Genomic DNA, 22,365 nt, shown 5'->3' on the forward strand with positions numbered 1-22,365 from the left:
TTATTTATACAGGTATTTTGTTTTATCAGAAAAATCGTTACTTTTTTGACCAAACCATGAATCAATATCACTTTACCCTTAACATCTCTTATCAAACTTTTTTAGCTCACTACAATGGGGCGGCAAGCAACGTTTTAGTGGTTACAGACAAAGGCTTACGCCTGCAATTGCCTGCATCGCGTTTCAGACCATTTCTTAGTCAAATAGGGCTAAAAGGGCGCTTCAGATTAACAACTGACCAAAATAATAAGTTTCTAAAGTTAGAACTGCTGTGAGCAACTGATTTTATAGAAGTTTAAATAGAACCTTAGTCACATTCTCAAACATTTCACCTCTTACCACTCCCAAAAGAATTAACTATTTATCAATAAAGCTTTTACAATAAAGCGGCATTACCCGTGTTAAGCACTATGCTTACAACAACCCCCAAAAAACATACAATTCTAATTGTGGAGTGTGATTATGACCGCGCGTGAAACACTGATGCCGGTTCTGCTTGAAAAAGTGTATAAGCTTATTCAAGACAAACTCGAGCTTGCTCATCAACCCCTAGTCACCCAACTAGCTCAACATTTATTTAGCAACATTTCTCAAGACGATTTAGTCGAGCGTAACGAATCCGATCTTTACGGTGCCGTTGTGTCGCTATGGCATCATATTAATGAGAAAAAAGCTGACGAAATTTCTGTTCGAGTATTTAATCCAACCGTGAGCCGCCAAGGCTGGCAGTCTACCCACACAATCGTAGAGATTGTTGTACCAGATGGTCCTTTCTTAGTGGACTCAACAAAAATGGCGTTGAGCCGTTTGGATCTTTCATCACACTTGATGCTGCATGGGCCAACACAGATTGCCCGTTCAGATAAAGGCGAGATTACAGCGATTAACCAAGGAGACGGTGCACTTCAGTCTCTATTCCATATTGAGGTTGACCGCTTAAGCTCCAAAGAAGAAATGGCTTCACTGAAAGCTGAACTATTAAGCATTCTGAATGACACCGGATTAGTTGTTCAAGACTGGTTACTGATGGTTGAAAAACTTGAAGAGGTAACTGCTCAGGTAGAATCGCAACAAGGAGAGGTTGAGATCCAGCGTGATCGTTACGATGAGTCGATCCAATTCCTTCGTTGGTTGGGGAATCACAACTTCACGTTTATGGGGTATAAAGAGTACGATCTTGTTTCAGTGGATGGCGATACCGAACTTCGCCCAACGGCTGATAAAGGTCTGGGGCTATTTGCGAATCGCGAGCGTGTGCGCACTGTTAAGCTATCGGATTTCCCTGACTCTGCACGTTTAGAAGCGAAAAAGCCATTCCTTTTGATCGTGACCAAAGGCAACCGCGCGTCTCGTATTCACCGTCCTGCTTACACGGATTATATCGGCATCAAGAAATTTGATAAGAACGGTAAAGTGATTGGTGAGCATCGCTTCACTGGTCTATACACTTCTGCGGTATACAATCAGAGTGTTGAAGGCATCCCACTGATTCGTGAGAAAGTGGAACGTATCCTCGAAGCAAGTGGTTACCGAGAAGGTTCATACTCTTACAAAGCACTTCACAATATTTTAGAAAACTACCCACGCGACGAGCTTCTTCAAGCGAAAGAAGAGGAACTGCTCGAAGTCGGTATGGGTGTTGTACAGATGCAAGATCGAGATCTACTGCGTCTGTTCGTTCGCAAAGACCCGTTTGGTCGTTTCTTTAGCTGCATGGTTTATGTGACTAAAGATCGTTACAACACAGAACTGCGTCGACATACACAACGAATTCTTCAGCAGTATTTCGGCTGTAAACAAGAAGTGGAATTTACCACTTACTTCTCTGAGAGCCCACTAGCTCGAACTCACTATATTGTTCGTGTTGATAACAACAACATGGACGTAGACGTTAAAACGATTGAGCAAAACTTAATGGAAGCATCTTCAACTTGGGATGATCGTTTATCAGAAGCGATCGTGGCGAACTTTGGTGAAAGTAAAGGTCTGCCACTTGCTAAAGATTACTTACGTGCATTCCCACGTTCGTACAAAGAAGATGTGATGCCTGGTTCAGCTGTTGCTGATATTGAGCGCTTAGAAAAACTCAGTGATGACAACAAATTAGGCATGCTTTTCTACCGCCCACAAGAGTTGGGTGCAGATTCAAAATCAGTACGCTTAAAGCTTTACCATCGTGATGAGCCTATCCATCTATCCGATGTGATGCCAATGCTTGAGAACCTGGGCTTACGCGTGATTGGTGAATCGCCATACGAGGTACGCAAAGCGAATGGTCAGGTTTACTGGATCCTAGATTTCTCAATGCTCCATAAGAGCGAGAAAACTGTCGATCTTCGAGAAGCTCGTGATCGTTTCCAGCAGGCATTTGCTGCAATTTGGGCTGGTGAACTTGAAAGTGATGGCTTTAACCGTTTGGTACTAGGTGCATCATTAACGGGTCGTGAGATTTCGATTCTTCGTGCTTATGCTCGTTACATGCGTCAAGTTGGTTTCCCATTCAGTCAACAATATATCGAAGACACGCTGAACCATTACCCAGATCTAGCGAAAGGGCTGGTGGAGCTATTTGGTAAGCGTTTCGAACCTAAATTCAAAGGCAGCCAAAAAGGTCAGAACGATCTTATCGCTAAGATTACTGAGCAGTTGGATCATGTTGAAAGCCTGGATGATGATCGTATTCTTCGTCGTTACATGGAGATGATCACTGCTACTCTCCGTACTAACTACTATCAGTTAAATGAAGACAAGCAGCCTAAGCCTTGGCTATCACTTAAGATGAAACCTAGTGATATTCCAGAAATTCCTCAGCCAGTACCAGCGTTTGAGATCTTTGTTTATGCACCAGATATTGAAGGTGTTCACTTGCGTGGCGGCAAAGTAGCGCGTGGTGGTCTACGTTGGTCAGATCGTCAAGAGGATTTCCGTACCGAAATTCTTGGCCTAGTGAAAGCGCAGCAAGTTAAGAACACGGTGATTGTTCCTGTTGGTGCTAAAGGTGGTTTCGTCTGTAAACGTCAGCCTATGTTAAGTGGCCGTGACGAAATCTTCGCTGAAGGTCAACGCTGTTACAAACGCTTTATCCGTGCGCTACTGGATGTGTCAGACAACATCATTGAAGGTGAAGTCGCTCATCCTAAGAGTGTAGTTCGCCATGATGAAGATGATCCGTATTTGGTTGTTGCGGCTGATAAAGGTACAGCGACGTTCTCAGATCTTGCTAACTCTGTATCAGAGGAATACAACTTCTGGTTAGGTGATGCATTTGCTTCAGGTGGTTCAAACGGTTATGACCACAAAGCGATGGGTATCACAGCGAAAGGTGGTTGGGAATCGGTTAAGCGTCATTTCCGTGAAATGGGAATTAACTGTCAGACCACAGATTTCACTGCTATTGGTGTTGGTGATATGGCCGGTGACGTATTTGGTAACGGTATGCTGCTATCTAAGCACATTCGCTTGCAAGCTGCGTTTAACCACATGCATATCTTTATTGACCCGAACCCAGAGTCAGCGCCAAGTTGGGAAGAGCGCAACCGCTTATTCAATCTTCCACGTTCTAGCTGGGAAGACTATGACGCTAAGCTAATCTCAAAAGGCGGCGGTATTTTCTCTCGCCGTGCTAAGTCGATTTCTCTAACGCCAGAAATCCAAAAGATGCTGCGTACCAAGAAATCTTCGGTTGCCCCTAATGATCTGATTAAGATGATCCTATCTATGGAAGTCGATCTTCTATGGAATGGTGGTATCGGTACTTACGTTAAGGCTTCGAGTGAGACTCACACTGACGTTGGCGACCGCGCCAATGATGTATTGCGTATTGATGGTCGAGATCTGAAAGCGAAAGTTGTCGGTGAGGGCGGTAACTTAGGTATGACTCAGCTAGGTCGTATCGAATATGCACTGACTGGTGGCCGCGTTAATACCGACTTCGTTGATAACGTAGGTGGCGTTGACTGTTCGGATAATGAGGTCAACATTAAGATCTTCCTTAACGGTCTAGTGACTAATGGTGATCTTACGGTCAAACAGCGCAATAAGATCCTTGAGTCGATGGAAGACGAAGTGGGTGAAATTGTTTTAGATGACGCATACTGTCAATCTGAGTCTATCTCTGTGACTGAGCAGCAAGGTGTGTCATTAGTTAAGGAACAAATTCGCTTCATTCATACTATGGAGAAAGCGGGTCACCTTGATCGTGCACTTGAGTACATCCCAGATGACGAAACCTTACTTGAGCGTGAAAAGCAGGGTATGGCACTGACTCGTCCAGAGCTTTCGGTACTGGTGGCATACGGTAAGATGGTTCTGAAAGAAGAGCTGGTGCATGAAGACATCGCAAAAGATGAATTCCACGCTCAGCAACTTGTTAGCTACTTCCCAACTGAGTTACGCCGTAAATATTCTTCGCAAATGGATAATCATCCACTACGTGCTGAAATTATTGCAACAGCACTTGCGAATCAAATGGTTAACGAAATGGGCTGTAACTTTGTCACTCGCCTCCAAGAAGAAACGGGCGCGTGCGTTGTCGATATTGCAAATGCGTATGTGGCGTCACGTGAAATCTTTGGCCTAGGTAAGGTACTTGAAGAAGTTCGCTCGCTAGACAACGAAGCAACGACCGAAGCGCAGTACGATATGATCTTCTACGTGCGTCGAACGTTACGTCGTCTATCACGTTGGTTGTTACGTAATCGTACTGGTCGTCAGTCGGTCAAAGATCTAATTGAACTTTACCAAGCTGACGTCGACACAATCAAAGCGCATCTTGATGACATGCTTGTTCCTTCAGAAGTGGAAGAGCACAACGAGATGGCGCAAGCTTGGATTGAGCAGGGCATCAAGGAAGAAGTGGCTAGCTATGTCGCTCGTTTGTCTAGCCTATACTCGGTACTGGATATATCTACAGTATCTCGTGAAAAAGGCAAAACTATCGAACAAACGGCTAAGCTTTACTACAACTTGGGCGATCGCTTATCACTGCACTGGTTCTTGAAACAAATCAATGGCCAAGCGGTAGACAACAACTGGCAAGCATTGGCAAGAGCAGCATTCCGTGAAGATCTCGATTGGCAACAGCGTCAGTTAACAGGTCAAGTGCTGAGCTGTGGTTGTTCGCCAGAAGATCTCGATGTGATGAAAGCACTCGATGATTGGATCGAAACCAATGAGACATCTTTGCACCGTTGGGAAAATATTCTTAACGAGTTCAAGGTAGGTTCAGTGCATGAGTTTGCGAAATTCTCTGTTGCATTACGCGAACTTATGCTGCTTAACCTTAATTGCAGTGCGAATGAGTAAACGTTTGCCATAATTCGTTGAATTATTCGGTAAAACATTGAATAATACAGCCCCGTTTATACGGGGCTTTTTTCTTTCGGAGGCACAATGCTTTACCGTCTAGCCAGAACAGGCTTTTTCCAACTCGATGCCGAAAAGGCACACGATCTCGCAATTCAAAACTTCAAGCGCTTTACCGGCACTCCACTTGATCTTTTTTACCGTCAGCAACTTCCTCATCGTCCAGTCGAATGTATGGGTTTAACTTTCCGTAACCCAGTTGGCCTCGCGGCTGGTCTGGATAAAAACGGCGAGTGTATTGAAGCATTCGATGCTATGGGCTTTGGTTTTGTTGAAGTCGGCACAGTGACACCTCGTCCACAAGCAGGAAATGACAAACCACGTCTATTCCGTCTTGTAGAGGCAGAGGGCATTATCAACCGCATGGGTTTCAACAACCTAGGTGTCGATAACCTTGTCGAAAATGTCAAAAAAGCCAAATACGACTGTGTACTTGGTATTAACATCGGCAAGAACAAAGACACACCAATCGAAAAAGGTGCGGAAGATTACTTGATCTGTATGGAGAAGGTATATCAGTACGCAGGCTACATCGCCGTTAACATTTCTTCGCCAAATACTCCTGGATTGCGTTCACTGCAATACGGTGAAGCTTTGGATGAACTGCTGTCAGAGCTAAAAACGAAACAAGCGGAACTGGCTGAAAAGCATGGTAAATATGTTCCTCTTGCATTGAAGATCGCTCCGGATCTTAGTGATGATGAGATCAAACAGATCTGTGACTCTCTGCTTATAAACAAGATCGACGCAGTTATCGCCACCAACACAACATTGGATCGCTCAATCGTTGAAGGTATGAAGCATGCGAACGAGGCGGGCGGTTTAAGTGGACGTCCTGTTCAAACCAGGAGTACTGAAGTAGTTCGTTGTCTACATGAACAGCTTAAAGATGAAATTCCAGTCATTGGAGTAGGTGGCGTTGATTCTTACGTTGCTGCTAAAGAAAAAATGATGGCGGGTGCGCAGTTAGTACAGGTTTACTCTGGATTTATTTACCACGGCCCAGCACTCGTACGTGATATCGTCAAAAACATCTAAGTCATACTAAAATAGAAAGCCAATAGGTGTGACATTGTCACACGATAGATTTCTAATTAAAACTGATTGATATCAAGAGGAAATGAGTTTTCATTTCCTCTTTTTTTTCGCCTATTAGCTAATAAAATCCAATTATTGCTAGGAAAGGTAATTAAGCGTTTTACCTAACTTCAAATCAAATTTCAGAGATGGAACGATGCTTAAACCCAGTGACAAATGGACTTGGTACTATGATGACTCAGAAGGGCACCTTATGCTCGATCTGGGTGATGATATGGTATTTAAGACCAACCTTCCTCGTAAGCTGATTGTCGACTGCGCGATTGGCGTTAATGAATTCTCAGTAGATGATGCTTCGGCCTATCAAACCTATAAAGAACAAATCGCATTACTTGGCCTGAGTGAGCCAAGACAAGCAGAGCTCTCATTGTATTGTGTTGCCGCGAAGCGTTTTCATAAACCTGTTCAGCCGAAAAGTTGGTTTTTCGACTGTCTATCGGATGGCCAGATTGCTCCAGAAGAAGGCGACTTGATACGTCTAACGAACTCCCTGAGCGAAGGCTTTTTTATTGTGTTAGAGGTAGGTGAGTGTGCCAGCCTGTGCGCATCTGTTTCACTAGACGGTTTCGAGCTCAATGGTTCTAAATCGCTCCAATTTGGACAAGCGATTAAAGTGATGCACGATAGACTAACTGTAGCGAATCATCTATTTCACGCCCAACCAATCGCATTGGTGGGCTAACCCAAATTATCGTTCCTTTGTTTCATTTCCCGCCAGCATAATTGCTGGCTTTTTTTTGCCCCTAACTCGGCTAAAGAGAGCCGACTAACGCTCCTCAGCTTTATTCTCATCTGTGAGATACGTTCAAATTATCATCACATAGCACAATTAATTTCCATGTTTTCATAGCCACTGAATCTAGAAAAGCAGGGTTTATTCCTCTTTTGTGTCTTTTCTGTAACTTAATTACATGAAAATACGCCATTGGTATAGACCAAAATGAATGTGAATTAGTATTCACTTCGCTTTTAGAGCCGATTACTTGGTAGAAATAGGTTTTTATGTTTTGCAGTATTTGAAATCGAACAACGAAGTATGAAAGTGTCGATATTTCATTCAATTGAACGACAAAATGGGGGATTTAACTGATTGAGCTAACGATAACTATTGGAGTCAGGTATAATGCGGGGTCATTTTCTACAGAATTAAAACACCACTATGCATCAATATCTTGCGGTTACGTCCAACGGTTTGGAAAACTTGTTGGTTGAAGAGTTAACTAAGCTAGGGATCACTAATGCCAAACCTGTTCAAGCAGGGGTACGCTTTAAAGCATCAAATGAGCAAATTTATCGTTGTTGCTTATGGAGTCGCTTAGCGTCGCGTTTCGTCCGTGTGCTATCTGAGTTCACTTGTAACGATGATATGGATCTCTACCTAGCAACGTCTTCAGTGAACTGGGTCAATCAATTCCATAGTTCGAAGATGTTTGTTGTTGATTTCAATGGTACTAACCGTGAAATCCGCAATAGCCAGTACGGCGCAATGAAAGTGAAAGATGCCGTAGTGGATAGTTTCGAGAAAAAGAACTTACCAAGACCGTCGATCAGTAAAGATCGTGCCGATCTTCGCATCCATGTTCGTTTGCATCGTGATAAAGCGATTCTTGGTGTCGATATGGTGGGTGGCGGCCTTCATCAACGTGGCTATCGCCCAGAATCTGGTCGTGCGCCGCTTCGCGAAACGCTAGCAGCTGCTATTATCCTGCGTAGTGGCTGGAGCGCTGATAAACCACTATTAGACCCTATGTGTGGCTCAGGTACGCTGTTGATTGAAGCGGCCATGATGGCGGCAAACATGGCACCTGGTGTGAATCGTGAGAAATGGGGCTTTGAGTCTCTAGAAGACTTTGAACCTGAGCTTTGGGCCGAGATTAAATCGGAAGCGGCAGTACAGGCGAGACGGGGTGTCAAAAAAGTTGACACTAAGTTTTTCGGCTTTGATAACGACGCGCGTGTGCTTAAAACCGCAAAAGACAACGCGCGCCGTGCAGGTGTTGATTCTCTGATTGAATTTAACCTTGGTGATGCCGCGCAAGTTAAGCGTCCTCAAGAGTTTGAAGCGGGCGTTATTGTTTCAAACCCACCATATGGTGAGCGTTTAGGTACTCATCCTGGCTTGATTGCTCTGTACACGACATTTGGTGCTCAGCTGAAGACGGAGTTCGGTGGTTGCCAAGCGTCTATTTTCTCTAGCTCTGATGAGCTTCTAAGCTGTTTGCGCATGCGTGCAGACAAACAGTTCAAACTGAATAATGGTGCGTTACCGTGTCACCAGAAGAATTATTCTATTAGTGACCGTCCGGTAGAGAATAAAGGTGACAATGTCACTGAATCACTAATTGCACCTGATTTTTCTAACCGCTTGAAGAAGAACATTGCCAAAATTGGTAAATGGGCGCGTAAAGAGAAGCTCGATTGCTACCGAATCTATGATGCCGACTTACCGGAATACAATGTTGCGATTGATGTTTACCTCGATCACCTTGTAATCCAAGAATACGCGGCACCAAAGAATATCCCTGAAGAAAAGGCGAAGCGTCGTCTAACGGATATCATTCGCGCAGCTATTCAAGTAACGGGTACAGAAGCGAATAAAGTTGTACTTAAAGTCCGTGAGAAGCAGAAAGGGCGTTCACAGTACCAAAAGCTGTCTCAAGAGTCTGAAACACTCAATGTGCATGAATATGGTGTGCAGCTTAAAGTAAATCTGCATGACTACCTCGATACAGGTCTGTTCTTAGATCATAAGATTACTCGTCGTAAAATCGGCGAAATGGCTCAAGGCAAAGACTTCTTAAATCTGTTTGCTTATACCGGATCTGGCACAGTGCATGCCGCTTGTGGTGGCGCTAAATCAACCACAACGGTTGATATGTCGAACACCTATCTAGAGTGGGCCAAAGAGAACATGAAACTGAATGGTCAAGTTGGCCGTCAGCATAGATTCGAGCAAGCAGATTGCCTGCAGTGGCTTGAACGCTCAACGGCACAATTTGATCTAATCTTTATCGATCCGCCAACGTTCTCCAACTCTAAGCGTATGGAACAAAGCTTTGACGTGCAGCGTGACCATATTCAGTTAATGAAGAACCTTAAGCGTTTGCTTCGCAATGGCGGCACGATCGTGTTCTCAAACAATAAGCGTCACTTTAAGATGGATATGGAAGGTTTGGATGAACTTGGTTTAACTGCGAAGAATATTTCACACCAAACTTTACCAATGGACTTTTCTCGCAATAAACACATTCATAACTGCTGGGTTTTGACTCACAAGGAATAGTAGGTCACACGTGATCACTTTATACAGTACAGAAGGGTGCCATCTCTGTGAGATGGCATTTGACCTTACAAAACAGCTCAATATTTCTCATCAGGTCGAGATTGTCGATATTGCTTTCGACGATGAATTGTTTTCTCGTTACGGCGTCACCATTCCGGTGCTGAATTATCAAGGTAACGAGCTTAATTGGCCGTTTGATTTACAACAATTACAGCTTTGGTTAGACGAAAATGGCATTACTAACAATAAATAATGGATTACTGGCCTATGGTGATCATCCTCTTCTAGATAATGCAGATTTCGCATTGCAAGAGAATGAACGCGTTTGTTTGGTTGGTAGAAACGGTGCGGGTAAATCCACGTTAATGAAAGTGCTTGCCGGTGAGGTGGTACTTGATGATGGTAAACTAACGGTTACCCAAGATGTTGTCGTTTCACGCTTAGAGCAAGATCCACCAAGAAACCAAGAAGGCACAGTGTTCGATTATGTTGCTGGTGGACTGGCGGAAATCGGCGAGCAGATTAAGATCTATCAAGATCAGCTCGATCTGATTGCGGTTGACCCATCAGAGCAGAACATCAATAAGCTGGCACGTATTCAAGAAAATCTTGAACACTCTGGTGCGTGGCGCTTTGAAGACCGTATCAAGAACGTGCTCGCTGCGCTTAAGCTCGATGGTCATACTAAACTGACCGACCTTTCTGGTGGCTGGCAGCGTAAAGCAGCGCTTGCGAGAGCACTGGTTCGCGATCCAGACGTATTATTACTTGATGAGCCAACTAACCACCTTGATGTTACGACGATTGAATGGCTAGAGAACTTCCTCAAAGACTTCCGTGGCTCGATTATCTTTATCTCTCACGACCGCGCGTTCATCAAATCGATGGCGACGCGTATTGTCGATCTCGATCGCGGCAAATTGGCTTCTTTCCCAGGTAACTATGACAACTACCTAGTCGACAAAGAAGAGATGCTAAGAGTCGAAGAGATGCAGAATGCAGAATTTGATAAAAAGCTTGCTCAAGAAGAAGTTTGGATTCGTCAAGGTATCAAGGCTCGACGCACACGTAACGAAGGGCGCGTACGTGCGCTTAAGAAACTACGAGAAGAGCGAAGTGATCGCCGTGAAGTGCAGGGCAAAGCAAATATCCAGATTGATGATGCGTCACGCTCAGGCAAGATCGTGTTCGAAGCGAAGAACATCAACTACGACATTGACGGTAAGTCGATTGTTAAGGATTTCTCTTTCAATATCATGCGCGGTGACCGCATCGCACTGATTGGTCCGAACGGTTGTGGTAAGAGTACATTACTTAAACTGTTGCTAGATGAGCTTCAGCCTCAATCAGGTAAGCTTCACTGTGGTACTAAGCTTGAAGTGGCTTATTTTGACCAGTACCGTGAAGTACTTGATCCTGAAAAGTCGGTGATTGATAACCTAGCTGATGGAAAGCAAGAAGTCATGGTCGGTGGCCGTCAGCGTCATGCGTTGAGCTATCTGCAAGATTTCCTATTTGCGCCTAAGCGTGCTCGTACTCCGGTTAAAGCACTCTCTGGAGGCGAGAAAAACCGCCTATTGCTTGCACGAATCTTCCTAAGACCAAACAACTTGTTGGTGCTCGATGAACCAACCAACGATTTAGATATCGAAACTTTGGAACTTTTAGAAGATTTGCTTGCCAATTATCAGGGTACGCTTTTACTTGTCAGCCACGATCGTCAGTTTGTTGATAACACAGTAACGACAAGTTGGATCTTTGAAGGTGAAGGCGTTATTGAGGAATTTGTTGGTGGTTATCACGATGCGCAGCAGCAACGCATTCAAACTCAGAAGGCTCGCGCGTCTGAAAAACCAACAAAAAGCATTAAACAGGTTGAGGAAACTCCCAAAACCGCGGCAGTAAAGAACAAGCCTAAGAAGTTATCTTATAAACTGCAGCGAGAGTTAGAAGCATTGCCAGCCAAACTTGAAGAGTTAGAAGCAGACATTGAAAGCTTACAAGAGCAAGTAAACAGCGCTGATTTCTTTTCAAAACCCGTAGAGCAAACGCAACCCGTATTAGATAAGCTGACTGCTACAGAGCAGGAGCTTGAAATTGCCTTCGAACGCTGGGAAGAGCTCGAAGCAATGCAACAGGAAAGTTAACAACTAATGAGTAGCAAGATTTTTAAAATTTCAGCAGTAGCGGCAACGGTTGCTGCTTCATTCGCAGCTAATGCGGCTCTTTATAATGTGTATTTGGAAGCTCCAGAGGGGGCAAGTACAGATAAGCAAACTTATGGTGTAGCGATTTCGCCAGAAACTGTCGTGAGTGCAAGTAATACTTGTTGGGATCAATCCTGTACAAGCACGACTTCTGTTATGGCGACAGAAGTTAAGCGTTACCGCGAAGGCTTTAGCTTGCGAGATGAAGCTCCATTTTTCTTGCCATTTGGTTGGGATTATCTCGATGATAATTGGGATGGGTTCAAACGCTACTGCCGAGACTATCTAGGCTATGCAGATACCCTTTGTGAAAATTGGGCGACTGCGCAGTATACCAACGGTTATGCAAGGGAGCAGGGTGGCAATTATGATAGCTCTATTGCTTATCTTGATGTTAATCGCAATGGTACGGCAACTGAAGTACAGTCGCAAAATGCGGTAGTTAATTCAGTTATTGATGACGGATCTATAAAAGCAGTTGGCAGTACACAGGATGGCGCTGTTACTAGCTATAGAAGCTTAAAGGGTTTTGTTGGCGCGACTGATTTTACTACATCAGACACTGAAATTATTTCAGCTAACTACTGGACACAGAAAACTCTAACAGCTGGCACTTTTACTGTCGGAAGTATTGTTCGCGATAACGTAGAGGTAAACAATAAAATAATTTCGACTTCTAAACCTACTATTTGGCGAAATAGTGCCCCTTTATCGACAGAAATTAATTGGCAGGGCAATAGAACAGAGAACGGAAACTCTAAAGCTCAAGGTAGTGTTAGGGATATAATTGAAGACAGTGCAACTCCAACTACATTGTATGCTGTAGGTTATACATCAGATAGTGAAGTTAGGCTAAAAGCAGCTGTGTTTAAATCAGTAAACAGTGGCAGTAGCTGGACCACTGGAACATTGGTTGGCGGTTTCCCATATGATACATCGGAATATGCTAATCAGACTTTACAAGCGGTAAATGACAACAAAATTGCTATCGGTACCGCCAAGCTAAGACGCGCTCTAAACGGTGCTTATGCAAATACCTTATTCTATGTAGACGACCTAGATTCTCCTGTACAGAAAGCCTTTTCTGGCTCGATTTTCTTTGAAGGGGCGAATGGTCTAGCGGGTAATATTAACAATCATAACGATGTTGTTGGTACTGTTGATCTTGAAACGCACGCTGAAACTAATGGTAAGCCCCGTGCTCAAAGAGCCTTCATTACTAATTTAGGAACTGCGCCAGGAACAGTTCCAGGTTCAGCCGCACCAATCGGAGGACAAGCTCGATACTTAGATGACTTAACGAACGGTATTGCTGACAATAACCAGTTCCGTATTATTCAGGCGGCTGATATTAATGATGCGGGCGTGATTGCTGCAACCGCATATTACTGTGCCGGTGGTTTTGATAGTACGGCTATCGACGCTAAGTGTACAGCAGGTGCATCTTTGGCTGGTGTTAAGCTAGTTCCTATTTCAGGCAGAACGGCTAACGATATTACACCACGCCCAGTGACTCAAACTACGGTTGAGCGTCAGGGTGGTAGTTTAGGAATTTTGGTATTGACTGTATTAGGTATGCTAGGGTTCCGTAGAAAATAGGTTAAATTGTAAACAAGGGCACAGGTTCACAGTTTTGAATCTGTGCCTTTTTTTTAGCTTGAATTCACCGTTCTTTTGATCGAATCTTAATTGGGAAGCCATAAAAGCTTCACATTAATCGGCTATCGGGATCTTACAAAGATCGCTGTTGGCAGGTTAAGAAAGTAGTACGTTAAGAAACATTTTATGTATGAGGACGACACTATGAAGAGACAAAAGCGTGACCGCTTAGAGCGAGCTCAATCTCAAGGATATAAAGCAGGCCTGAATGGTCGCTCTATGGAGGCATGTCCATACCAACAGATGGATGCTCGATCTTATTGGCTTGGTGGTTGGCGCGATGCCAGAGAAGATAAACACTCTGGTCTCTACAAATAACACTCATTCCACATACAACAAAGGAACTTAGCCCCGAAAGGGGCTTTTAAGTTGTTATATAATGCACTATAACTAAATATATTGGTTACAAAAAAGCGACTCAAGTGAGTCGCTTTCGAAAAGTACAGTATGCTTAGAAAGCAGATGTATCTTGGAAAAGACCAACTTTAAGATCTTTCGCTACGTAAATTTCTTTACCGTCAACAAGAACACGACCGTCAGCAAGACCCATCACTAGCTTGCGGTTAACTACGCGCTTCATGTGAATTTCGTACGTCACTTTTTTCGCTGTAGGCAGGATTTGACCCGTGAACTTGACTTCGCCAACGCCTAGAGCACGACCTTTACCTTTGCCGCCAACCCAGCCAAGGAAGAAGCCCACTAGCTGCCACATTGCATCAAGGCCAAGACAGCCAGGCATTACTGGGTCGCCAGGGAAGTGACAGTCAAAGAACCATAGATCTGGAGTAATATCTAGCTCAGCTAGAATCAGACCCTTACCGAAATCACCTTCAGTCTCAGACATCTTAGTGACGCGATCCATCATCAGCATATTTGGCGCAGGTAGTTGAGGGTAACCAGGACCAAACAATTCGCCTTGGCTAGACGCTAGAAGATCTTCACGGTTATAAGAATCACGTTTGTTTTGCATTATCAATTACTCCGATTTTTGATAGCAGCATGTTAGTGAACACGTGTACGCTAAACAACTCCGATCAGTCGATTTATGAGCGAAATTTTGTTCAAACGAACCAGTTTTTGATGCGCTCCACAATTCCTTGCGGGTGCTCGTGTCTTTCAAAGTTTTCAATACGTTGCGCTATTTTACTAATAACGCTTTCTTCATCTTCACCGCGGAAAGGCTTACCCATAATGATAGGAATTGCCTCGTCCACAGTCGATACAGACCAGATATGGAATTCGTCTTTCTTAATACTCTCAACCACGTCTTTATTAAGCGACAAATGTTTGAGGTTTGACTTAGGTAAAACAACGCCTTGCTCGCCAGTTAAACCTTGATGCTTACAGACGTGGTAAAAACCTTCGATCTTTTCATTTAAACCGCCAACGGCTTGCACGCGACCAAACTGGTCAACAGCACCCGTCACAGCAATTTGCTGATTGATAGGGTATTCAGAGAGTGCAGAAACGAAGGAGCAAAGTTCTGCCAGAGTCGCGCTATCACCATCGACTTCACTATAAGATTGTTCAAATACGACGGAAGCCGAATATGGTAGAGGCTCATCAAGTTGCAATGCACTACTAACAAATGCCTGCATGATCATCATGCCTTTCGCATGCAGATTGCCGCCTAACTCTGCTTTGCGCTCAACGTCAGAGATGTCGCCATCACCAAAGTGGATAACACATGAGATTCGAGCAGGCTCGCCATAAGACATCGGGTGACCTGGGACATCAATAACAGTAAGGCCGTTTACCTGACCAATGCATTCGCCTTGCGTTTCTATGATGACTTGCCCGTCAGTAATGTCTGACAGTGCACGCTCTGGCAGGTAGGCTTCGCGATGGTATTTGGCATCTAGGGCTTGCTCAAGATCTTGCTCGGAAAGTACCTTGTTATTCGATGTGAGTAACGCTTCTTGAAACAGAGAAAGGTACCAAAGAACCTCGATAGGCATGTAGTTTTGATCTTCGGTGTAACGCGCTCCCGCATTCATTAAACGGTGTATAGCGCCAAATGAAAGAGTAGGTAGCTCATATTTCTTAATGAGCCACGCAAGAAACCCTAAATATTGTTCGATAGTCTGACTGCTTACCGCGAACTCATCTTCAATCTCAGTAAACATAGCGAGTCCGGTATACAGCTCAGGTTCTAAGTACTCAAAGTCTGCAATTTGGTGACGATCACCAACTAAGACGATTTTGATGTCATAAGTTTTAGCTGGTAGACAGGTGGCGATCTTTTGTGGATTGGCGTTAACCGGGCTAACGGCTTGACCTAAAAGAACGGACTTTAGAGTTTGCCAACTTGCTGGGTTAGCGAGCAACAATGTCGCGGGAATCACCAGATAGCCACCGTCTGCTTGCTCAAGTAGACCATGACTAGAAGTGACAATGTCACCCTTGTCGTCGCAAGTGTATGAGCCCAAAAGCGTCGCTATGTTCAAAGACTCAGTGGTAGCGACAGGCTTTTGACCAATAAACTTTTTCAGTCCATCTTTAATAAGATCGCGGTAGAACGAGTTGTCTGTGGAATTAATGATAAGTAAGCGGCTAAAGCCCTTGATCGCACTTAACGTTTCCAATGATTGCTTAAGTCGTGGTTGAATATCGAAGAAATCAACGTTATCCAGTTCGTCGAATCGTTGGATCTGTGCGTCAAATTGTGAATATTGTGGTGTGACAGCGTGCCAGCTTTCTTGGTTCATTAAATCAGTTCATGTACTTAAAATGGATGAAAATTATATAGAAAAACCCCATCGGGAGATATAGGTAATTTTATCTGATGATCTTGATCGCTTTTCGATTACAATGGGGATTGTAACTTTTATCACTTAGGGTTACGCTGTCACCTAAAACGTTAACGGAATGGCTTTGCAATGAAATATCAACAGCTTGAAAACTTAGAGTGTGGTTGGAAGTGGAATTACTTGATCAATAAATGGAAGGCGGGTGAAGCGATCACTTGTCATATTGATACGAGTGAGGCGGATGCAGCAGTCAACGAGCTTCGCCAGTTAGAACACGAGCCAACGAAAGTTCTGGAGTGGATTGAGAGTCACATGTCGCCTGAGCTTGATAACAAGCTTAAGCAAGCCATTCGTGCTAAACGTAAACGTCATTTTAACGCTGAGCAAATTCATACGAAGAAAAAGTCGATAGATCTCGACTATCGCGTTTGGGAAAAGTTATCCCACCGAGCGAATGAGCTTGGCTGTACATTATCAGATGCAATTGAATACTTGCTGTCTGAAGCGTCTCGTAGTGAAAAAGCAAGTAAAGCCGTAAGCAGTTTGAAGGAAGATTTAACTAAGTTACTCGACTAACAAGGAGAGTTTATGCTGTATGTTATTCTTATCGCGTCTATCGTGATTTTTTGGTTAGTGGCGGTTGATAGGCCTGTTCTAAAAGTGACGTTTTCTGACGGTAAAATTACTCGCGAAAAAGGGCACTTTCCACCGAGCTTTAAGCATAATGTGGTGGAGATTGCAGAACGCACGCCTTTCAGTGGCGAGTTAAAGGTATATCAACAGCGCACTGGCACTAAGCTCGTTATGTCTAAACAGGTGCCAAAGAAAGTGCAACAACGAATCCGTAATGTGTTCCCGCATCAAGGTTTTCGCAGTAAAGGGAAGAAACATACTGGCTGATATACTTATCAGTTGCTACCGTCCATCATCTCTCCCCAAAATCAGCTATCTTCAAGCTCAAAGTAAGACGCGATTTGCTACTTTGAGCTCGGAGGTAACCTATGAAATCTATCAATATTTTTCTTTTGTTTCTATTGAGTTTGCCAGCAGTCGCTGACGATGCAGAGTCAAACCCTTTGGCTCAAAAACTTAAAGTCATAATTCAAAAGCAAATCAGTAACAAAGATCTGCACGGCTATTGCGATCTGTTTATCGAGATGACCCATCAAGATTCAGTGGCTATAGTTAAAAGAGTCTCGTCAACGGGCGACTATCAACTGTGTAAATTGAGTAAAAATTCGCTGCGTATAGGTCAACGCTTTACCTATGTTATTCCAGAGAAATACATCCGATTACACATCGAAAACTAGTTTGTAATTAATGGATGACGTTAAGCGACTAAAGCATGCAAAGCTCACTGATCACTAACAAGAAATATAATGAGGAAGCGAACGCTTTAGCTCAAAAGATCACCCACATGACACGAGAGCGTCATGCTAAGTGGTTAGTGAGCTTAAAGTACATTCTCGATCAATCGGATGTTGATAGTACGTTGAGTCGCCAAACCGAGTTCTGTGATAGCGTTATTTTAAAAGAAGAGGAGCGTATTACCCATAATCAACGCTTGCTGCTTGAATGTGAAAAAGAGAAGGTGCAAGAGCGACGGCAAGCGGTAGAAGACCGACAAAAGATCCTAGTTTCTGTGGTGTCTGATATTGCAGAGCACGCGCAACGATATATTTGTGAAAAGCTCGAAGCGATGTCTGTCCTTCAACTGTTTGGGCGATTTCCAGATTTCTCCTACTTCTCTAGTATTGCGTACTCGCCATCCTTAACTTTTAGTAAGCTTGCAGTGCTGACCACCAACGATAACCAATTGAAATCGAATGTCGTTGATCTGGTGAATAACCCCAAATTCTGCAAACGAATAGGTCGTTCTCCACGCAGCATTCAAGACCCCAAAATAGCAATAGGTTCGATAGGAATAGACAACTGCGGGCTATTACTTCCGATCTTAATGGTAAAGCCTATTCTCAAATGGCACGACCCAGTGACTAAGAACATTGCTCCCAAATTGTGGCAACATATGGTTTTAACAGCAAACGTGACTCGAATTCGACTGGAACAATCCGGATTGAAATGTCCGCAACAGGGGATTCTACTTGGCGTGTTAAGAACCATGAGCCACTTCGCTATAGTTAACCACTTCAGTTTACTGTTCGAAGATGCGCAAGTAGCAAAAATGCAATGGTATCGGGAAAACAACTTGCGTGAAGAGTATTACGCGTGTGGCGAGGTGCGCCCAGATTTAAGTGTCTTGCCTCACATCATTCATAAACTAGAGGCCACTCTTACACGCAAAGTGTTAGAGGCAATTGAGTGGAACCCCTTTACCATTCCTATTCGAAATGCACTTGAGGAAGATATTAACAACGTGCCTGTTATAGAGAGAAGTGACGCAGGGGTTGCGTTGGCTCAAGCTCAGGCCTATGCGATGTTCGACACTTTAGATCGAAGCAACGCTTTTATAGAAAAACACAAACCTTTTTGGTTTGCGAACGTTCAAATGCCGCCAGATGCCTTGCAAACGATCAGAGACTTGAATCCCGGACGAGTTGGGTTATCAAAATAGTATTAGCATTATTTAATGCACTATAACTAACTGTATTTTTATACCATATACATATTTAACTCAGAAAAAGGTAGAAATCAGGAGTATATCCTTTAGAACAGTATTTATTCAACAAGTGACAGTGTCTCTTATGGAGTGGGTTTGCTCGCAATTACGATTCATGTAAGGATAGGTTTTGCTTGAAAAATATTCGACAAAGGAGTGTCCATGTTTCCCGCTGAGGTGTTTGTCACGTATACATTAGCCTGCACATTATTAGTCATTTCTCCAGGCCCTGATAATCTACTGGCTATTGGTCGAGGTTTAAGTCAAGGCCGGTGGGCAGCCATTGTATCTGGTTTATCTTCGGGAACCGGTATCTTATTTCATGTTCTAGCCGCTACCTTCGGTTTGACACTACTCATACAAACATCTGAACTCGCTTTTTACGCCGTCAAAATAGTGGGAGCGGGTTATCTGATTTGGCTCGGAATAAAAGTGTTGCGCTCTCGTAGTCTGTTCTCTCTTGAGCTCGCAAAGAAACTGCCGCTTTCAAAGATATTTCTCACTGGTTTTTTATCGGCCGCACTCAACCCAAAGCCGGGTTTGTTTGTGCTTGCGTTCGTCCCTCAATTTGTCAATCCAACCTTAGGGTCAGTTACCGTTCAAATGGTGGGTTACGGCACTTGGTTTGCGCTCCTTACAGCGTTAGGCTTTAGCTTGATGGGTGTTTTCTCTTCTCAGTTAGCCAATTGGCTTCGCAATAAGCCTAGAATGGTCTCTGGCTTAAATATTGGGGCAGGGGTGACGTTTATTGCTTCTGGTCTTACGGTTGCGTTTATGAAACAACGCTAAAGAGCGAGTACAGATGACAAACAAAGTTTTTTGGCAGGATCCTTATTTAACCGAGCTTACTTCTCGGGTGAGTTCGGTCAAAGCCAATCAAGTACAGCTAGCCGACACGATAATTTATGCTGAGTCAGGTGGTCAAGAAAGTGATTTCGCAACCATAGATGGTATTGAGGTGATTAAAGCGGAAAAGCACGGCAAAGATATTGTCTATACGCTAGCTTCCGATCCCAATTTTGATTCTGGTGATCTGGTCAATAGTCAGATTGATTGGCCAAGACGATACGCGCTAATGAAGCTGCACTTTGCCGCGGAAGTGGTACTTGAGGTGTTCACACAATCTTACCCAAGCATAACTAAAATCGGTGCTCATATTGGTCAAAGTAAGAGCCGTATTGATTTTTTATGGCACGAAAGCCTAAATACACTGTTGCCTGATGTACTTTTGAAATCTCAAGCTTTAATCGACTCTGGGCTGCCGATAGTCAGTGATTTTGAGAATGTTGAAAGCGAGAGGCGTTATTGGCAAGTTGAAGGCTTTGCCAAAGTGCCATGCGGGGGGACACATTTGAAACGAACCTCAGAAGTAGGGCATATACGCCTCAAACGTAAGAATGTAGGAAAGGGTAAAGAAAGAGTGGAAATTACACTGGTATAGCGCGTTTATGTTAAGGGGCGCTTTGCCAGTGAGATGAGTTTCTAATTACTCATAAAATCATCTAAAACCTCTTCTCAGCTGTATCGCAGGCTTGCGCATTCTGAGACAATTTGAGTTTTATGCAAAGGTGTTATTGACTACTGATTTGGTGTCTATAAACCTTGTTGTTAACTTGCTATGTCGGAGTAAATCATGTCTGAGATGTATACCAAGCACGCTCTCAAATACAGCGAAGTGGTAAAGGGTAATATCTACAATGCATTTCTTGAAAGGCCATCCACACTTGCATTGCTAGGGGGTGTGAAAGGCAAAGCTGTGGTGGATATGGGATGTGGTTCTGGAATTTACGCCCAATGGTTTTTAGAGCATGGAGTCTCAAGCCTAACATGTGTGGATCTTTCTGCTGAAATGATCGACCTTGTTAAGTCTGAATACGGTGCTCGCCTAGAAGCCTATGTGCAAGATCTATCAAAAGGGCTACCCAATGAAGCGAGCAACAGTGCAGATATCATCGTTTGTCCTTTAGTGCTGCATTACATCGAAGATTTGAACGTGGTATTTAAAGACGTTTATCGCGTTCTTAAGCCCGGTGGTTACATAGTATTCTCGACTCACCATCCATTTGCGGATTTTGAATGCACAACAAGCGGTAACTACTTTGAGCGTGAGCGAGTGACTGAAGATTGGAACACTGTTGGCGATCCTGTAGAAGTGAGTTTTTATCGTCGATCTTTGACTGAAATAAGTGATGCTGTCACATCTTCTGGTTTAGTTATTTCAAAGATCTCAGAGGGCGAAGTTGATGAGCGTGCGAAAGCGATCTCTGAAGAGGCCTACCAACACCTTAAGCGCAACCCGAACTTTATTTTCTTTAGGTGCGAAAAATAGCCGCTCAGTGCTTATCCTTTAATAAGGGGCTAGTCAAAGTTTAGGTGGTCATCTGCAATGATTATAAGTGCTAGTAGAAGGACGGACATTCCTGCATTTTATCATCGCTGGTTTATAAATCGCATTCGCGAGGGGTTTCTACTGACTCGAAACCCCTTTAACGCAAGTCAGATAAAGCGTGTTTCTCTTGAACCTCAAGATGTAGACGCAATAGTATTTTGGACGAGAAATGCAGAGCCGCTAATCAAACACCTGCCAAAGCTTTCCGAGTTTAACTATTACTTTCAATATACCATTACAGGATATCCCAAAGCGCTTGAAGGGCATTTGCCGAGCACTTATCAATCAATAGAAACGTTTGTGCGTTTAAGCGACATTATCGGGCCATCGAAAATAATCTGGCGTTACGATCCCATACTTGTTTCCAATTTGACACCAATTAGTGAGCACAAAAGAAAATTCCACAAAATAGCGAGCCTGTTAGCGGGAAAAACACGTAAAGTGGTGATAAGTTTCGTTGATTTGTATACGAAGACCGAACGCGGATTGAAGTCGGTACCCAGTTTAAATTATCGCGATTTAACCGCAAACCAAGGTGAACTGAACGACCTGTGCATGTTTATGGTAGAGGTTTGTCAGCAGTATAATCTAGCCATTGAAACCTGTGCTGAAGGCATAGATCTCACGGATATCGGTATTCAACCTAGTAAGTGCATTGATGATGAGCTGCTCAAGCATTTATTTGGTATCGATACAGCGCATCGAAAAGACCCAAACCAAAGAACCGAATGTGGCTGCGTGAAAAGTATCGATATTGGTAGTTACAACACATGCTTACACGGCTGCAAGTACTGTTACGCAACATACAGTGAAGCATCTATACAGAAGAACCGATTAAAGCACGATCCGAATAGCCCGTTTTTGCTCGGTGGCACAGAAGACGTCGACAAACACTTATTAAGTAAACCCATAATCCAGCAAGAACTTTTTTAGCTGTGGCTGTTTAAGAAGTGGTAAGTAGTTGGAGTAAATTAACATTCTAAAACCTCCAAGCAAAC

The 22,365-nt window shown here is 43.6% G+C and carries 19 protein-coding genes; 17 read left to right on the forward strand and 2 right to left on the reverse strand.

Annotated features, from left to right (window positions below; genetic code table 11):
* Positions 1-56: 56 nt before the first annotated feature.
* The 9 genes from AC5O63_RS19435 (at position 57) to rmf (ending at position 13,929) form a co-directional block, all read left to right on the forward strand.
* Positions 57-275, forward strand: coding sequence for a DUF2835 domain-containing protein (locus AC5O63_RS19435; protein ID WP_004742832.1), 219 nt, complete (start codon positions 57-59; stop codon positions 273-275).
* 187 nt (positions 276-462) lie between these two features.
* Entirely contained in the window at positions 463-5,304 is a 4,842-nt protein-coding gene (locus AC5O63_RS19440) for an NAD-glutamate dehydrogenase (RefSeq protein ID WP_494505977.1), read from the forward strand.
* Positions 5,305-5,391: 87 nt separating this feature from the next.
* Positions 5,392-6,402, forward strand: a complete 1,011-nt coding sequence (gene pyrD / locus AC5O63_RS19445) for a quinone-dependent dihydroorotate dehydrogenase (protein ID WP_494505978.1) — start codon at positions 5,392-5,394, stop codon at positions 6,400-6,402.
* A 196-nt stretch (positions 6,403-6,598) separates the two neighbouring features.
* Entirely contained in the window at positions 6,599-7,144 is a 546-nt protein-coding gene (locus AC5O63_RS19450; RefSeq protein ID WP_004749467.1) for a cell division protein ZapC, read from the forward strand.
* Positions 7,145-7,621: 477 nt separating this feature from the next.
* A complete protein-coding gene (gene rlmKL, locus AC5O63_RS19455) occupies positions 7,622-9,745 on the forward strand; it encodes a bifunctional 23S rRNA (guanine(2069)-N(7))-methyltransferase RlmK/23S rRNA (guanine(2445)-N(2))-methyltransferase RlmL (RefSeq protein WP_494505979.1) in 2,124 nt (707 codons plus the stop codon).
* Positions 9,746-9,755: 10 nt separating this feature from the next.
* The gene (locus AC5O63_RS19460; protein ID WP_239825857.1) at positions 9,756-9,998 is read left to right on the forward strand and encodes a glutaredoxin family protein; all 243 of its coding nucleotides are present in this window, start codon (positions 9,756-9,758) and stop codon (positions 9,996-9,998) included.
* On the forward strand, positions 9,976-11,892 hold the full coding sequence (locus AC5O63_RS19465; RefSeq protein ID WP_486786119.1) for an ABC transporter ATP-binding protein: 1,917 nt from the start codon (positions 9,976-9,978) through the stop codon (positions 11,890-11,892). The genes AC5O63_RS19460 and AC5O63_RS19465 overlap by 23 nt, the downstream gene beginning before the upstream one ends.
* Positions 11,893-11,898: 6 nt before the next feature.
* Positions 11,899-13,551, forward strand: a complete 1,653-nt coding sequence (locus AC5O63_RS19470; RefSeq protein ID WP_494505980.1) for a DUF3466 family protein — start codon at positions 11,899-11,901, stop codon at positions 13,549-13,551.
* Positions 13,552-13,755: 204 nt separating this feature from the next.
* The gene (rmf, locus tag AC5O63_RS19475; RefSeq protein ID WP_004414030.1) at positions 13,756-13,929 is read left to right on the forward strand and encodes a ribosome modulation factor; all 174 of its coding nucleotides are present in this window, start codon (positions 13,756-13,758) and stop codon (positions 13,927-13,929) included.
* Positions 13,930-14,062: 133 nt separating this feature from the next.
* Here rmf and fabA read toward each other — a convergent pair whose 3' ends face one another.
* Positions 14,063-14,581: a bifunctional 3-hydroxydecanoyl-ACP dehydratase/trans-2-decenoyl-ACP isomerase gene (gene fabA, locus AC5O63_RS19480; protein WP_004743352.1), complete on the reverse strand. Its 519-nt coding sequence runs from the start codon at positions 14,579-14,581 to the stop codon at positions 14,063-14,065.
* Positions 14,582-14,672: 91 nt separating this feature from the next.
* Positions 14,673-16,319, reverse strand: coding sequence for a S16 family serine protease (locus AC5O63_RS19485; RefSeq protein WP_494505981.1), 1,647 nt, complete (start codon positions 16,317-16,319; stop codon positions 14,673-14,675).
* 171 nt (positions 16,320-16,490) lie between these two features.
* Between AC5O63_RS19485 and matP the strand changes: the two genes are divergently transcribed.
* From matP to AC5O63_RS19525, 8 genes are all read left to right on the forward strand, one after another.
* On the forward strand, positions 16,491-16,937 hold the full coding sequence (matP, locus tag AC5O63_RS19490; protein WP_171325527.1) for a macrodomain Ter protein MatP: 447 nt from the start codon (positions 16,491-16,493) through the stop codon (positions 16,935-16,937).
* A 12-nt stretch (positions 16,938-16,949) separates the two neighbouring features.
* Positions 16,950-17,261, forward strand: coding sequence for a DUF3634 family protein (locus AC5O63_RS19495; protein WP_004743224.1), 312 nt, complete (start codon positions 16,950-16,952; stop codon positions 17,259-17,261).
* 101 nt (positions 17,262-17,362) lie between these two features.
* Positions 17,363-17,671 carry a hypothetical protein gene (locus AC5O63_RS19500; protein ID WP_494505982.1) on the forward strand — a complete coding sequence of 103 codons (309 nt, stop codon included), beginning with the start codon at positions 17,363-17,365 and terminating at the stop codon, positions 17,669-17,671.
* Positions 17,672-17,706: 35 nt separating this feature from the next.
* Positions 17,707-18,933, forward strand: a complete 1,227-nt coding sequence (locus tag AC5O63_RS19505; RefSeq protein ID WP_494505983.1) for an HDOD domain-containing protein — start codon at positions 17,707-17,709, stop codon at positions 18,931-18,933.
* Positions 18,934-19,140: 207 nt separating this feature from the next.
* Positions 19,141-19,767: a LysE family translocator gene (locus tag AC5O63_RS19510; RefSeq protein ID WP_494505984.1), complete on the forward strand. Its 627-nt coding sequence runs from the start codon at positions 19,141-19,143 to the stop codon at positions 19,765-19,767.
* Positions 19,768-19,780: 13 nt separating this feature from the next.
* Complete coding sequence (locus tag AC5O63_RS19515; RefSeq protein WP_494505985.1) at positions 19,781-20,419, forward strand: alanyl-tRNA editing protein; 639 nt, start codon at positions 19,781-19,783, stop codon at positions 20,417-20,419.
* Positions 20,420-20,611: 192 nt separating this feature from the next.
* Positions 20,612-21,307: a class I SAM-dependent DNA methyltransferase gene (locus tag AC5O63_RS19520; protein ID WP_494505986.1), complete on the forward strand. Its 696-nt coding sequence runs from the start codon at positions 20,612-20,614 to the stop codon at positions 21,305-21,307.
* A gap of 57 nt (positions 21,308-21,364) precedes the next feature.
* Complete coding sequence (locus AC5O63_RS19525) at positions 21,365-22,300, forward strand: DUF1848 domain-containing protein (protein ID WP_494505987.1); 936 nt, start codon at positions 21,365-21,367, stop codon at positions 22,298-22,300.
* Positions 22,301-22,365: the final 65 nt, after the last annotated feature.

This window comes from Vibrio sp. SCP2, from assembly GCF_059295395.1.